10 protein-coding genes are annotated in these 13,294 nt (G+C 59.9%); 4 read left to right on the forward strand and 6 right to left on the reverse strand.

The annotated features are described in order from the left end of the window. Positions 1 to 16: 16 nt before the first annotated feature. The 4 genes from GQR96_RS02480 to pepA all read right to left on the reverse strand — a co-directional run bounded on the left by GQR96_RS02480 (position 17) and on the right by pepA (position 5,569). On the reverse strand, positions 17 to 520 hold the full coding sequence (locus GQR96_RS02480; protein WP_017900565.1) for a GNAT family N-acetyltransferase: 504 nt from the start codon (positions 518 to 520) through the stop codon (positions 17 to 19). 119 nt (positions 521 to 639) lie between these two features. Then, positions 640 to 3,495: a valine--tRNA ligase gene (locus GQR96_RS02485; protein WP_017900564.1), complete on the reverse strand. Its 2,856-nt coding sequence runs from the start codon at positions 3,493 to 3,495 to the stop codon at positions 640 to 642. Next, positions 3,495 to 3,938 carry a DNA polymerase III subunit chi gene (gene holC, locus GQR96_RS02490; RefSeq protein WP_004206530.1) on the reverse strand — a complete coding sequence of 148 codons (444 nt, stop codon included), beginning with the start codon at positions 3,936 to 3,938 and terminating at the stop codon, positions 3,495 to 3,497. The genes GQR96_RS02485 and holC overlap by 1 nt, the downstream gene beginning before the upstream one ends. Before the next feature lie 119 nt (positions 3,939 to 4,057). Continuing rightward, positions 4,058 to 5,569: a leucyl aminopeptidase gene (gene pepA / locus GQR96_RS02495; protein ID WP_004206531.1), complete on the reverse strand. Its 1,512-nt coding sequence runs from the start codon at positions 5,567 to 5,569 to the stop codon at positions 4,058 to 4,060. A gap of 389 nt (positions 5,570 to 5,958) precedes the next feature. Here pepA and lptF point away from each other — a divergent pair, with 389 nt between their 5' ends. Together lptF and lptG are read left to right on the forward strand one after the other, a co-directional pair. After that, on the forward strand, positions 5,959 to 7,056 hold the full coding sequence (lptF, locus tag GQR96_RS02500; RefSeq protein ID WP_012969078.1) for an LPS export ABC transporter permease LptF: 1,098 nt from the start codon (positions 5,959 to 5,961) through the stop codon (positions 7,054 to 7,056). Beyond that, on the forward strand, positions 7,056 to 8,138 hold the full coding sequence (gene lptG / locus GQR96_RS02505; protein ID WP_002886956.1) for an LPS export ABC transporter permease LptG: 1,083 nt from the start codon (positions 7,056 to 7,058) through the stop codon (positions 8,136 to 8,138). Before lptF ends, lptG begins: the two co-directional genes overlap by 1 nt. A 49-nt stretch (positions 8,139 to 8,187) precedes the next feature. Here lptG and GQR96_RS02510 read toward each other — a convergent pair whose 3' ends face one another. Both GQR96_RS02510 and GQR96_RS02515 read right to left on the reverse strand, forming a co-directional pair. Continuing rightward, a complete protein-coding gene (locus tag GQR96_RS02510) occupies positions 8,188 to 9,690 on the reverse strand; it encodes a helicase HerA-like C-terminal domain-containing protein (protein ID WP_017900563.1) in 1,503 nt (500 codons plus the stop codon). 97 nt (positions 9,691 to 9,787) lie between these two features. Then, positions 9,788 to 10,609: a TIM barrel protein gene (locus tag GQR96_RS02515; RefSeq protein WP_023319606.1), complete on the reverse strand. Its 822-nt coding sequence runs from the start codon at positions 10,607 to 10,609 to the stop codon at positions 9,788 to 9,790. A gap of 351 nt (positions 10,610 to 10,960) precedes the next feature. On the opposite strand from GQR96_RS02515, the gene GQR96_RS02520 reads away from it, so the two are divergent. Both GQR96_RS02520 and iolB read left to right on the forward strand, forming a co-directional pair. Next, complete coding sequence (locus GQR96_RS02520) at positions 10,961 to 12,466, forward strand: CoA-acylating methylmalonate-semialdehyde dehydrogenase (RefSeq protein ID WP_004146794.1); 1,506 nt, start codon at positions 10,961 to 10,963, stop codon at positions 12,464 to 12,466. Between the two features lie 18 nt (positions 12,467 to 12,484). Next, positions 12,485 to 13,294 carry a 5-deoxy-glucuronate isomerase gene (gene iolB, locus GQR96_RS02525; protein WP_023291777.1) on the forward strand — a complete coding sequence of 270 codons (810 nt, stop codon included), beginning with the start codon at positions 12,485 to 12,487 and terminating at the stop codon, positions 13,292 to 13,294.

Genomic DNA, 13,294 nt, shown 5'->3' on the forward strand with positions numbered 1-13,294 from the left:
CTGCGATATCGAGGCGCTACAGCGTTTTCAACATCCGCACTTCGCAGTCCACGTGGCCGGTGCAGCCCAGCGGACCGTCAATATGTTCGAAGCCAAGATGCTCATATAAGCCGATCGCCTCCGTCAGGAAGGCGGTGGTTTCCAGATAGCAGCGTTTAAAGCCCTGCTCGCGGGCGTAGTCCAGCGCCAGCAGCGCCAGCTTCTTCGCCAGCCCCTGGCCGCGGGCGCTGGTCATAAAATACATTTTCTGCAGCTCGCAGATATCCGGCTCGCTGCAGGCGAGCGGCGCGACGCCGCCGCCGCCAACCACTTCTCCCTCTTTCTCCACCACCCAGTAGGCGGAGCCCGGCTGGCTGTAAAGCTCATACAGCTCATCGAGATTCGGGTCGGCGACCGTATAGCCTTTATCGGCGGTCAGGCCGTATTCAGCGGAGACCTGACGGATGACCCTGGCGATGGCGGGATTGTCTGCCGCCGTAATGCGACGCAGCAACGTCGCCGCGGGGACGCTCGTATTCATACAATGACTCATTACCCAAAAAAGACGAATGATGATGTTAATAACATCGCGGCAGGGGAGAGCGCAAGCGAGGATGTTTCATAAAAACGCCCCTTGCCGGGTGGCAAGGGGCGGGAGGGTTACAGCGCGGCGATCACCGCCTGCTGTTCAATCAGCTTCGCTTTCGCTTCCGCGTAGCCTTCCAGCTTCTCGCGCTCTTTGGCGATCACCGCTTCCGGCGCGCGGGCCACAAAGCCTTCGTTGGCCAGCTTGCTTTCGATGCGGCCAATCTCGCCTTCGATTTTCGCCACTTCTTTCGCCAGACGCGCCAGCTCATCTTCTTTGTTGATGAGGCCCGCCATCGGGATCAGCAGTTCGGCGCCGTCGACGATCTTGGTCACCGAGACCGGACCTTTATCCTCGGCAGGCAGCACGGTAATGCTTTCCAGACGCGCCAGATTCAGCAGGAAGCTGCGGTTGTCGTTCACGCGACGCTCGGCCTCTTTGCTGCAGCCGCGCAGCAGCAGTTCCAGCGGTTTGCCCGGAGCGATGTTCATTTCCGCACGGATGTTACGCACGGCGACGATCGCCTGCTTCAGCCATTCGGTGTCGGCCAGCGCCGCGTCGTCCACCTGAGAGGCATCGTACTGCGGGAACGGCTGCAGCATGATGGTGTCGGCGGTGATCCCGCAGATGACCTTCACGCGCTGCCAGATGGTCTCGGTGATGAACGGAATGATCGGATGCGCCAGGCGCAGCAGACCTTCCAGCACAGTCACCAGCGTATGGCGAGTGCCGCGCAGCTCCGCTTCGCTGCCGCCGTTCATGACCGGCTTGGTCAGTTCCAGGTACCAGTCGCAGAACTGGTTCCAGGTGAACTCATACAGGATGCCGGCGGCGATATCGAAGCGGAAGTTATCCAGCGCTTCGCGATACGCTTTGACGGTGTGGTTGAATTCCGCAAGGATCCAGCGGTCGGCCAGGGAGAGCACCATCTCGCCGCCGTTGAAGCCGCAATCCTGATCTTCGGTGTTCATCAGCACAAAGCGGCTGGCGTTCCACAGCTTGTTACAGAAGTTACGGTAACCTTCCAGACGCTTCATATCCCAGTTGATGTCGCGGCCGGTAGAGGCCAGCGCCGCCAGGGTGAAGCGCAGGGCGTCGGTGCCGTGCGGCTCGATGCCGTTCGGGAACTGTTTCTCGGTGCGCTTACGGATTTTCTCCGCCAGCTGCGGCTGCATCATGTTGCCGGTACGTTTCTCCAGCAGCTCCGGCAGGGTGATGCCGTCAACCATATCCAGCGGGTCAATAACGTTACCCTTGGATTTGGACATCTTCTGGCCTTCGTCATCGCGGATCAGACCAGTCATGTAGACGGTCTTAAACGGAACCTGCGGTTTACCGTTTTCATCTTTGATGAAGTGCATGGTCATCATGATCATGCGGGCGATCCAGAAGAAGATGATGTCGAAGCCGGACACCATCACGCTGGTTGGGTGGAACTGACGCAGGGCGTCGGTGTTTTCCGGCCAGCCGAGGGTGGAGAAGGTCCACAGCGCGGAGGAGAACCAGGTATCGAGAACGTCTTCGTCCTGACGCAGCGCAACGTCGGCGCTCAGGTTGTTTTCCTGACGCACTTCGTCTTCGCTACGGCCCACGTAGACGTTGCCGTCGTTGTCATACCATGCCGGAATGCGGTGACCCCACCACAGCTGACGGGAGATACACCAGTCCTGAATATCGCGCATCCAGGAGAAGTACATGTTTTCGTACTGCTTCGGCACGAACTGGATGTCGCCGTTTTCAACGGCTTCCACCGCCGGCTTGGCCAGCACGTCCGCGCGCACGTACCACTGGTCGGTCAGCATCGGTTCGATAACCACGCCGCCGCGGTCGCCGTAAGGGACGGTCAGGTCGTGCGGTTTGATCTCTTCCAGCAGGCCGAGGGCGTCAACCGCCGCAACGACGGCTTTACGCGCCGCGAAGCGTTCCAGTTTCTGGAACTCCGCCGGGATCTCGCTGGAGTAGACGTCAGATTCATTGCCTTTGGTGTCGTACACTTCCGCGCTTTCGCGGATGTCGCCGTCAAAGGTCAGGATGTTGATCATCGGCAGCTGGTGACGACGACCCACTTCGTAGTCGTTAAAGTCGTGCGCCGGGGTGATCTTCACGCAGCCGGTGCCTTTCTCCATGTCGGCGTGTTCGTCGCCCACGATCGGGATGCGGCGGTTTACCAGCGGCAGCACCACGAATTTGCCAATCAGATCTTTGTAGCGCGGATCTTCCGGGTTAACGGCCACGCCGGTATCGCCCAGCAGGGTTTCCGGACGGGTAGTGGCGACCACCAGGTAGTCTTTACCGTCAGCGGTTTTCGCGCCATCGGCCAGCGGGTAGCGGATGTGCCACATCGAACCTTTCGATTCGCGGTTTTCCACTTCGAGGTCGGAAATGGCGGTGCGCAGTTTCGGGTCCCAGTTAACCAGGCGTTTACCGCGGTAGATCAGATCTTCTTTGTACAGGCGAACAAAGACTTCTTTCACGGCATTGGAAAGCCCCTCGTCCATGGTGAAGCGCTCGCGCTCCCAATCCACGGAGTTGCCGAGACGGCGCATCTGACGGGTAATGGTGCCGCCGGATTCCGCTTTCCACTGCCAGATTTTGTCGATGAAGGCGTCGCGGCCGTAGTCGTGGCGGGTTTTCCCTTCTTCAGCGGCAATCTTACGCTCAACCACCATCTGGGTAGCGATACCCGCGTGGTCGGTCCCCGCCTGCCACAGGGTGTTTTTGCCCTGCATGCGCTGGTAGCGAATCATGGTATCCATGATGGTTTGCTGGAAGGCATGACCCATATGCAAACTGCCGGTGACGTTCGGCGGCGGGATCATGATGCAGAAGCTCTCCTGGCTTTCATCACCATTCGGTTTGAAATAGCCCTGCTTTTCCCAGTGCTCGTAAAGCGGCTGTTCGATATCTTGTGGGTTGTATGTCTTTTCCATTATTTCCAGGTTGCCGTGTTCAGGTTGAAACCAGCCATGCGGTACGCCTTATAGCGTTCGCGCGCCAGTTGTTTCAGATTTTCTTCGTAAGGGACAAAGTCTATCACTTCTGTGAAAGCGGTGGCAAAATCTGCAAAGTTAAGCCGCAGGCTGATCAGAATATCCCGCGGGCTGCTGTTGCGCTTTTGCGGCCAGGCAATCTCCACCGGCGCGCCGCCTCGCGGGCCTTCGCCCGCCAGATTGTGCGGCACAAAGCTCTCCGGCGGCCGCGACCACAGCGCCTCATCGAGACGAATCGCCTGCTGCTCATCTTCACAGGCGATCAGGACGCGCTTGCCGTTGCGCCAACGTTCTGCGGCAATGTCACACACCAGCTGCTCGACGGCGCTCAGGCCGTCGACGGTGTCTTCGTTGTCCAGAAGGTAGAACGTTGCATTCTTCATATATGGGGCTTCTTGTGCTGAATTAAAGCATGTTGCCCGGTGGCGCTACGCTTACCGGGCCTACAGTGTGCTGCCGTTTGTAGGCCGGGTAAGGCATCGCCGCCACCCGGCATGTCACATCACTCTTCGCCGTTAAAACCCGCGCGATTGAGCAGGAACTGCGACAGCAGAGCGACCGGACGACCGGTGGCGCCTTTGGCTTTGCCGGAACGCCAGGCGGTGCCGGCGATGTCGAGGTGCGCCCAGTTGTACTTGCGGGTGAAGCGCGACAGGAAGCAGCCGGCGGTGATCGCGCCGCCAGGACGGCCGCCGATATTCGCCATATCGGCAAAGTTGGATTCCAGCTGGTCCTGGAACTCATCGGCCAGCGGCAGACGCCATGCGCGGTCGCCCGCCAGTTCAGAGGCGCCGATCAGCTCATGGGCCAGCGGGTTATGGTTCGACATCAGGCCGGTGATGTGATGGCCGAGGGCAATCACGCAGGCGCCGGTCAGCGTTGCGACATCGATAACCGCTTCCGGCTCGAAGCGCTCAACGTAGGTCAGCACATCGCACAGCACCAGACGGCCTTCGGCGTCGGTGTTCAGCACTTCCACCGTCTGGCCGGACATGGTGGTCAGAACATCGCCCGGGCGATACGCGCGACCGCCAGGCATGTTTTCACAGCCCGCCAGCACGCCGATCACGTTCAGCGGCAGCTGCAGCTCAGCAACCATCCGCATCACCCCGTACACCGCCGCGGCGCCGCACATGTCGTACTTCATCTCGTCCATGCCTTCAGCCGGCTTGATGGAGATGCCGCCGGAGTCGAAGGTCAGGCCTTTACCGACCAGCACGATAGGGCGCGCGTCTTCCGACGGGTTGCCTTTATACTCGATGACCGACATCAGCGACTCGTTCTGCGAACCGTTGCCGACGGCGAGGTAGGCGTTCATTCCCAGCTCGCGCATCTGCTGTTCGCCGATCACCCGGGTGATAACGTTTTTGCTATAGGTATCGGCCAGCTGGCGTGCCTGGGAGGCCAGATAGGCGGCGTTACAGATGTTCGGCGGCATGTTGCCGAGATCTTTCGCCGCTTTGATGCCGGCGGCGATCGCCAGCCCGTGCTGAATGGCGCGTTCGCCGCTGGTCAGCTCGCGACGGGTCGGCACGTTAAAGACCATTTTACGCAGCGGGCGACGCGGCTCGCTTTTGTTGGTCTTCAGCTGGTCGAAGCTGTACAGCGTCTCTTTGGCGGTTTCCACCGCCTGGCGAACTTTCCAGTAGTTGTTACGACCCTTGACGTGCAGCTCGGTCAGGAAGCAGACTGCCTCCATTGAACCGGTATCATTCAGGGTATTGATGGTTTTCTGGATGACCTGCTTGTACTGACGCTCATCCAGTTCGCGCTCTTTGCCGCAGCCAATCAGCAGAATGCGCTCAGACAGAATGTTCGGCACATGGTGCAGCAATAACGTCTGGCCAGGTTTGCCTTCCAGCTCGCCGCGACGCAGCAGGGCGCTGATGTAGCCGTCGCTGATTTTATCGAGTTGTTCGGCGATGGGGGAGAGGCGACGTGGTTCAAAGACGCCGACCACGATACAGGCGCTCCGCTGCTTCTCCGGGCTACCGCTTTTTACACTGAACTCCATGCACTATGCTCCTGAATCTTAAAGACAACAGTGGTGGCTACGGCTATACTCGTCGCCTTTCAAGTTGCAGATGCGCCGGCTGCGCCTGCTTACCCTGACGTGGCACATTGTGCGCGCCAGGGGCCACAGCCCTGCTGCCTTCTTACAACTCGAAATCCATTGAGTATATAATTGCAAGCTTTCGTAACTCATATCCGCTGTTGCGGTGACTTCGTGTTAATCTTAACGTTATTAAGGCCTGGGTTCGTCAGAAAAGATCCTGACATGCAGAACCGATGAGTCATTTAATCTTAGCGACGTTTTCGACGACCAAAGAGAATAAATGACGTTTAAGCCATGAAACAAGCAATTTTCCTGCACTAAAACGGGTTTTTACGGGCGTATTTATAGTGATAATCATAAGATATCTGGTTCGTGAGACGCTGAAAAGCCAGTTGGCGATCCTATTCATCCTGTTACTGATTTTCTTTTGTCAGAAATTAGTCAGGATCCTCGGCGCTGCGGTGGATGGCGATATCCCAACCAATCTGGTGCTCTCGCTGTTGGGGCTCGGCATCCCGGAGATGGCGCAGCTTATCCTGCCGTTAAGTCTGTTCCTTGGCCTGCTGATGACCCTCGGCAAGCTGTACACCGAAAGCGAAATTACGGTGATGCACGCCTGCGGCCTGAGTAAAGCCGTGCTGATCAAGGCGGCGATGATCCTCGCGCTGTTCACCGGCGCGGTGGCGGCGGTCAACGTGATGTGGGCGGGGCCGTGGTCGTCGCGCCATCAGGATGAAGTGCTGGCGGAAGCCAAGGCTAACCCCGGCATGGCCGCTCTGGCCCAGGGCCAGTTCCAGCAGGCCAGCGATGGTAACGCGGTGATGTTTATCGAGAGCGTCAACGGCAACCGCTTCCATGACGTCTTCCTTGCCCAGCTGCGTCCGAAAGGCAACGCGCGACCTTCCGTGGTGGTGGCGGATTCCGGCGAGCTGTCGCAGCAGAAAGACGGTTCGCAGGTGGTGACCCTCAACAAGGGCACCCGCTTTGAAGGCACCGCGATGCTGCGCGATTTCCGCATTACCGATTTCAATAACTATCAGGCCATTATCGGCCACCAGGCGGTGACCTCCGATCCGGACGACACCGAACAGATGGATATGCGCACTCTGTGGCAGACCCACACCGACCGCGCGCGCGCCGAACTGCACTGGCGCTTCACGCTGGTGGCGACGGTCTTCATTATGGCGCTGATGGTGGTGCCCCTCAGCGTGGTGAACCCGCGCCAGGGCCGCGTGCTGTCGATGCTGCCGGCGATGCTGCTCTACCTGGTGTTCTTCCTGCTGCAGACCTCAATCAAGTCGAACGGCGGCAAAGGCAAAATGGACCCGGCTATCTGGATGTGGGCGATCAACCTGCTCTATTTTGCGCTGGCGGTGCTGTTAAACCTGTGGGACACGGTGCCGATGCGCCGCTTCCGCGCCCGTTTTAATAAAGGAGCGGCCTGATGCAGGCGTTTGGCGTACTTGACCGTTATATCGGTAAGACGATTTTCAACACCATCATGATGACGCTGTTCATGCTGGTGTCGCTCTCCGGCATTATCAAGTTTGTCGATCAGCTGAAAAAGTCCGGGCAGGGCAGTTACGACGCGCTGGGCGCCGGCCTCTATACCATCCTCAGCGTGCCGAAAGACATCCAGATCTTCTTCCCAATGGCGGCGCTGCTTGGCGCGCTGCTGGGGCTGGGGATGCTGGCCCAGCGCAGCGAGCTGGTGGTGATGCAGGCGTCCGGTTTCACCCGGCTGCAGGTGGCGCTGGCGGTGATGAAAACCGCTATCCCGCTGGTGCTGCTGACCATGGCGATCGGCGAGTGGGTGGCGCCGCAGGGCGAACAGATGGCGCGCAACTACCGCGCCCAGCAGATGTACGGCGGTTCGCTTCTTTCCACCCAGCAGGGGCTGTGGGCGAAAGATGGCCATAACTTTGTCTATATCGAACGGGTGAAAGGTAACGATGAGCTGGGGGGCGTCAGCATTTATGCCTTCAACCCGGAGCGTCGTTTACAGTCGGTGCGCTATGCCGCCTCGGCAAAATTCGATAGCGAGAATAAAGTGTGGCGCCTGTCGCAGGTGGATGAATCCGATCTGACCGATCCGAAGCAGGTGACCGGGTCGCAGATGGTGAGCGGTACCTGGAAAACCAACCTGACGCCGGACAAGCTCGGCGTGGTGGCCCTGGATCCGGATGCGCTGTCGATCAGCGGGCTGCACAACTATGTGAAATACCTGAAATCCAGCGGTCAGGATCCGGGACGCTACCAGCTCAATATGTGGAGCAAAATCTTCCAGCCGCTGTCGGTGGCGGTGATGATGCTGATGGCGCTGTCGTTTATCTTTGGCCCGCTGCGTAGCGTGCCGATGGGCGTCCGGGTAGTGACGGGGATTAGCTTCGGCTTTATCTTCTACGTGCTGGATCAGATTTTCGGCCCGCTGACCCTGGTGTACGGCATACCGCCGATCATCGGCGCGCTGTTGCCAAGCGCTAGCTTCTTCCTGATAAGCCTCTGGCTGATGATGCGTAAGGCCTAGCGGGTAAGCCTGAAACCTAAGCCCCCTCATTGATGAGGGGGCTTTTTTTTTAGCGCTTGCGTCCGCCCAGCAGGCTGCCCAGCATGCCGCGGACGATCTGATTGGTGACCTGGCGAACTGCGCTTTTCGCCGCGGTCTGCACGATACCGTCGCGTTTGCCGCCGCGCGGGCCGGTGCTGCCGAACAGGATATCTTTCAGGCCGCCGAGCAGCCCGTCGTCTTCTCCGCTCTGCTGACCCTTCGCCGGCGGAGCCGACTGCTGCTCGGTAGTGACCTGCACCCCTTGCTGCAGCATCTCGAAGGCCGACTCGCGGTCCACCTCCTCTTCATACTTGCCGTACAGCGGCGAGTGATTCAGCAGGCCATTGCGCTCGTCATCGCTGACTGGCCCCATCCGCGAGCAGGGAGCGATAACCATCGCCCGCTCGACCACCGACGGACTGCCTTTCTCATCGAGGAAGGAGATCAGCGCCTCGCCGGTGCCCAGCTCCTGGATCGCCTGTTCGGTACTGAAGGCCGGGTTGGCGCGCATGGTCTGGGCGGCGGTTTTCACCGCTTTCTGATCCTTCGGCGTAAAGGCGCGCAGCGCGTGCTGCACACGGTTGCCCAACTGGCCGAGCACAGCGTCGGGAATATCCGCCGGGTTCTGCGAGACAAAATAGACGCCGACGCCCTTGGAGCGGATAAGACGGATCACCTGTTCGATTTTATCCAGCAGCACCTGCGGCGCATCGTTGAACAGCAGATGCGCCTCATCGAAGAAGAACACCAGTTTGGGCTTGTCGAGATCGCCCGCCTCCGGTAGGCGCTCGTACAGCTCGGAGAGCATCCACAGCAGGCTGGCGGCGTAGAGCTTCGGCATCTGGTAGAGCTTTTCAGCGCTGAGGATATTGATCACCCCTTTGCCACTGGCATCGACGCGCATCCAGTCGGCAATATCCAGCATCGGCTCGCCGAAGAAGTGCCCGGCGCCCTGTTGCTCCAGGGTCAACAGCCCGCGCTGGATGGCGCCGACCGAGGCGCTGCTGATATTGCCGTACTGATTCTGGAAAGATTTGGCGTTGTCGCCGATAAACTGGGTGATGGCGCGGAGGTCTTTGAAGTCGAGCAGCAGCAGGCCGCGGTCGTCCGCGATGCGGAAAATAATGTTCAGAACGCCGCTCTGCACCTCATTGAGATTGAGCAGGCGCGCCAGCAGCAGGGGGCCAAGATCGGAGACCGTCGCCCGCACCGGGTGGCCCTTTTCGCCAAAGATATCCCAGAGCACCACCGGGTTGGCGTGCGGCTCCCAGTCGCTGACGCCGATCTTCTCCAGCCGCGCCTGCAGTTTCTCTGAGCTCTGGCCCGCGGCGGCAATGCCGGTCAGGTCGCCCTTGACGTCCGCCATAAATACCGGCACGCCAATCTCCGAAAACGACTCAGCCAGCTTTTGCAGGGTGACGGTTTTACCGGTGCCGGTTGCACCGGTGATCAGCCCATGGCGGTTGGCCATGGCGGGCAGCAAATAGAGCGTGTTATCCAGCGTGCGCGCAATCAACAGGGGTGAGCTCATGATCGATTCCTCCATTTATCCTGCGACGATTATAGGCAACCTCGTCGTCCGGCGTTGGGGAAATCGTCACGCGCCGCGCACGCTGTCGCGAGAGGCCTCAGGCGCAGTGGCGTTGGATAAGCGCGATGCTCTGCTCAATTTCGCGCTCGATATCCGCTTCGCTCCACTGCGCCAGCTCGGGAGCGAAGGGTTCAAAAGCGTATATCCCCTGATAGCCACGGGCTTCCAGGGCCTTAACCTGCTCGCAGGTGCCGAGACGATCCTGCGGCGTCAGCATGATGCGCTCGGCATCGGTGAGCTGCTCGCGCGGACGGGTATCGTCCACTCCGGAAAGGTGGACCAGCCCGATGTCCGCTACCTCCACCTGACTGAACTCGTCCGCCGCCTGCGGGTAGAGATGGTGATGGAAGGTGTCGATCAGCAGCTTAAACGGCACGCGCGCGTCATGGATCAGCGTCTGCGCCTGGTGCGCCGATCGCAGCGAGCTTTGCGGGAAGCCCAGCGGCTCCACCAGGCCGTGGATGCCGTAGAAGGCGAACAGCGGGGCCAGATCGCGCAGGGCGCCCAGGGTGTCGCTGGCCGGCACCTCGCTGCCGTCGTTGAGCGGGCAGAGCACCAGCGATTTGGCGCCGATGGCCTGAGCCTCTTTCAGCAGCGACTCGGTCAGCTGCCGCACCTCTTCGCTACGGCGGTTAAAGGGATAGACCGCGTTAATCGTCAGGATCTCGATGTGATAACGCGCCGCCAGCTCGCGCACCTGCTGATGGCTTAAATCGTCGGTCACCTTCCCGCTGGGTAAATCGTTGCGCAGCTCGACTTTATTCAGGCCCAGACGGTTCACCAGACGGAAAAACGCTTCAATGCTGAGCGCTGGCGCGATTTTGCGGTTAATACAAAAACGTTGCATTGCGATGGCCATAGGACACTCCTGACGGAAGAGGGTTAGGTTCGTTCAATTGGCTAACAGTCAAAACGTTTATTCCAAAATAAGCAAGAATGAAAATGATGATTGTTTGAGCTGCCTCGCAAAATATTCCCGGCCGCCGCGGCGGGAGCGACCGGGACGGGGAGCCTGGCATCACGAGGCGGCGCGGCTCGATGGGGGAAGCGTGTAAGCGATGCGTGAGCGCAAAATGCGACTGTTATCACCAAAATGAAATTTCATTTCACAACAATGTTGAAATATAAATTTCATTTTACTACGGTTATAGCACAGCAGAATCAGCGACGGGCCGGCGTGCGCTGGCCCTCTTCACTATGAGGCGAGAACATGACGATCACAGGAAACTTTATTGGCGGGAAAACCGTTATCAGCAGCAGCAACGAAACGATGCCGGTGTACGATCCGGCGACGGGCAAAGCGGTGCGCGAAGTCACGGTATCGACCGCGCAGGAAGTCTCTGAGGCGATTCAGGTTGCTCGCGATGCGTTTGACAGCTGGTCCCGTACCACGCCGCTGCGCCGCGCCCGCGTGCTGTTCAACTTCAAAATGCTGCTGGAGCAGCACGTGGAAGAGCTGGCGGGGATCATCGTCAGCGAGCACGGCAAAGTGTGGTCGGATGCGCTGGGCGAGCTGACCCGCGGCATGGAAGTGGTCGAATTCGCCTGCGGGATCCCGCACCTGATTAAAGGTGAATACTCTTCTGACGTCGGCACCGGCGTCGACAGCTATTCGCTGATGCAGCCGCTGGGCGTGGTGGCCGGGATCACCCCGTTCAACTTCCCGGCGATGGTGCCGATGTGGATGTTCCCGCTGGCGCTGGCCTGCGGCAACAGCTTCGTCCTCAAACCGCCGGCGCTGGCGCCGACGGCCGCCGTGCGTCTGGCAGAGCTGCTGAAAGAGGCTGGTCTGCCGGACGGCGTGTTTAACGTCGTGCACTGCAGCAATGAAGATGCCGAGCAGCTGTACACTGACCCGCGCATTGCGGCAGTGAGCTTCGTTGGCTCCTCCGGCGTGGCGGAGTATATCTATAAGACCGCCAGCGCCCACGGCAAGCGCGTGCAAGCCTTTGGCGCCGCCAAAAACCACGCGATAGTGATGCCGGATGCCGATCTTGACGCCACCGTTAACGCCATTATGGGCGGCGCCTTCGGTTCCGCAGGCGAGCGCTGCATGGCGCTGCCGGTGGTGGTCGCGGTGGGAGATGAAACCGCCGACAAACTGATCGCCCGCCTGAAGCCGTTGGTGGAGGCGCTGAAAGTGGGCCCGGGCTGTATGCGCGGCCAGGAAGAGAACGAGATGGGGCCGGTGGTTTCTGATACTCACCAGAAAAAAGTCCTCGGCTATATTGATAAAGGCGAAAGCGAAGGGGCAAAACTGGTGGTCGATGGCCGCAAACTGCGCGTGCCGGGTTACGACGCGGGCTATTATGTCGGCGGCACCCTGTTCGATCACGTCACCCCGGAGATGACCATCTGGCGCGAAGAGATCTTTGGCCCGGTGCTGGGGATTGTGCGCGCGGCGGACTATGACAGCGCCCTCGAACTGGTCAACAGCCACGAGTTTGGCAACGGCAGCGCCGTCTTCACCAGCAACGGCCACACCGCGCGTGAATTCGTCCACGACGTGCAGGCGGGGATGGTTGGGGTGAACGTGCCGGTCCCGGTGCCGATGGCGTTCCACAGCTTTGGCGGCTGGAAGCGCTCAGTGTTCGGGGCGCTGAACGTTCACGGGCCGGACGGCGTGCGCTTCTACACACGCATGAAGACCGCCACCGTACGCTGGCCGGCAGGGCAGCAGACCGTATCTGAATTCAGCATGCCGACGTTAGGTTAATCGGCGAAGGAGAGCGCCATGTCGTTACTGGCTAAATCGCGAAAAGAGGGACAGATCCAGCATATTACGCCGCAAAGCGCCGGTTGGCGCTATATCGGCTTTGATGTCTGGATGTTGAAAAAAGGGCAGACCGTGACGCTGGAGAGCGGCGACCGCGAGCTGTGCCTGGTGCTGGTTGCCGGCCTGGCGTCGGTGAAAACGCAGCAGGCCGATTTCCCGAATCTCGGTAAACGGATGTCGCCGTTTGAACGCACCCCGCCGTGGTCGGTGTACGTGCCGCCGCAGGATCGGGTCGAGGTGACCGCCGATTCCGATCTGGAGCTGGCGGTGTGTAGCGCGCCGGGCAAAGGCAGCTTCCCGGCACGCCTTATTCGGCCGGAAGACGTCGGCGTCGAGCATCGTGGGAAAGGGCGCAACCAGCGTCGGGTGCATAATATTCTGCCGGACAGCGCCGAGGCGGATTGCCTGCTGGTGGTGGAAGTCTACACCGACGAAGGGGCCACCAGCTCGTGGCCGTCGCATAAGCACGATACCGCCCAGCCGGGCAAAGAAACGCAACTGGAAGAGACCTACTATCACCGCTTCGATCCGCCGCAGGGCTTTGCCTTCCAGCGGGTCTACACCGACGACCGCAGCCTGGACGCCTGTATGGCGCCCTATAACCACGATGTGGTGATGGTGCCGCGCGGTTACCATCCGGTGGCGGCGATTGCCGGTTACGACAGCTACTATCTGAACGTCATGGCCGGACCGGATCGGAAATGGCTGTTCACCTGGGAAGAGGACCACGCCTGGATCAACACGCCGGAGTATCCGCGTCACGACTAA

This window comes from Klebsiella sp. PCX, assembly GCF_021869705.1.
GTDB lineage: Bacteria > Pseudomonadota > Gammaproteobacteria > Enterobacterales > Enterobacteriaceae > Klebsiella > Klebsiella quasipneumoniae.

What these genes read in the sequence shown, in the direction of transcription:
- GQR96_RS02510 (WP_017900563.1), bottom strand. Translation starts at nt 9,690, where the DNA reads ATGAGCTCACCCCTGTTGATTGCGCGCACGCTGGATAACACGCTCTAT.
- pepA (WP_004206531.1), bottom strand. Translation starts at nt 5,569, where the DNA reads ATGGAGTTCAGTGTAAAAAGCGGTAGCCCGGAGAAGCAGCGGAGCGCC.
- GQR96_RS02520 (WP_004146794.1), top strand. Translation starts at nt 10,961, where the DNA reads ATGACGATCACAGGAAACTTTATTGGCGGGAAAACCGTTATCAGCAGC.
- GQR96_RS02485 (WP_017900564.1), bottom strand. Translation starts at nt 3,495, where the DNA reads ATGGAAAAGACATACAACCCACAAGATATCGAACAGCCGCTTTACGAG.
- lptG (WP_002886956.1), top strand. Translation starts at nt 7,056, where the DNA reads ATGCAGGCGTTTGGCGTACTTGACCGTTATATCGGTAAGACGATTTTC.
- holC (WP_004206530.1), bottom strand. Translation starts at nt 3,938, where the DNA reads ATGAAGAATGCAACGTTCTACCTTCTGGACAACGAAGACACCGTCGAC.
- GQR96_RS02515 (WP_023319606.1), bottom strand. Translation starts at nt 10,609, where the DNA reads ATGGCCATCGCAATGCAACGTTTTTGTATTAACCGCAAAATCGCGCCA.
- iolB (WP_023291777.1), top strand. Translation starts at nt 12,485, where the DNA reads ATGTCGTTACTGGCTAAATCGCGAAAAGAGGGACAGATCCAGCATATT.
- GQR96_RS02480 (WP_017900565.1), bottom strand. Translation starts at nt 520, where the DNA reads ATGAATACGAGCGTCCCCGCGGCGACGTTGCTGCGTCGCATTACGGCG.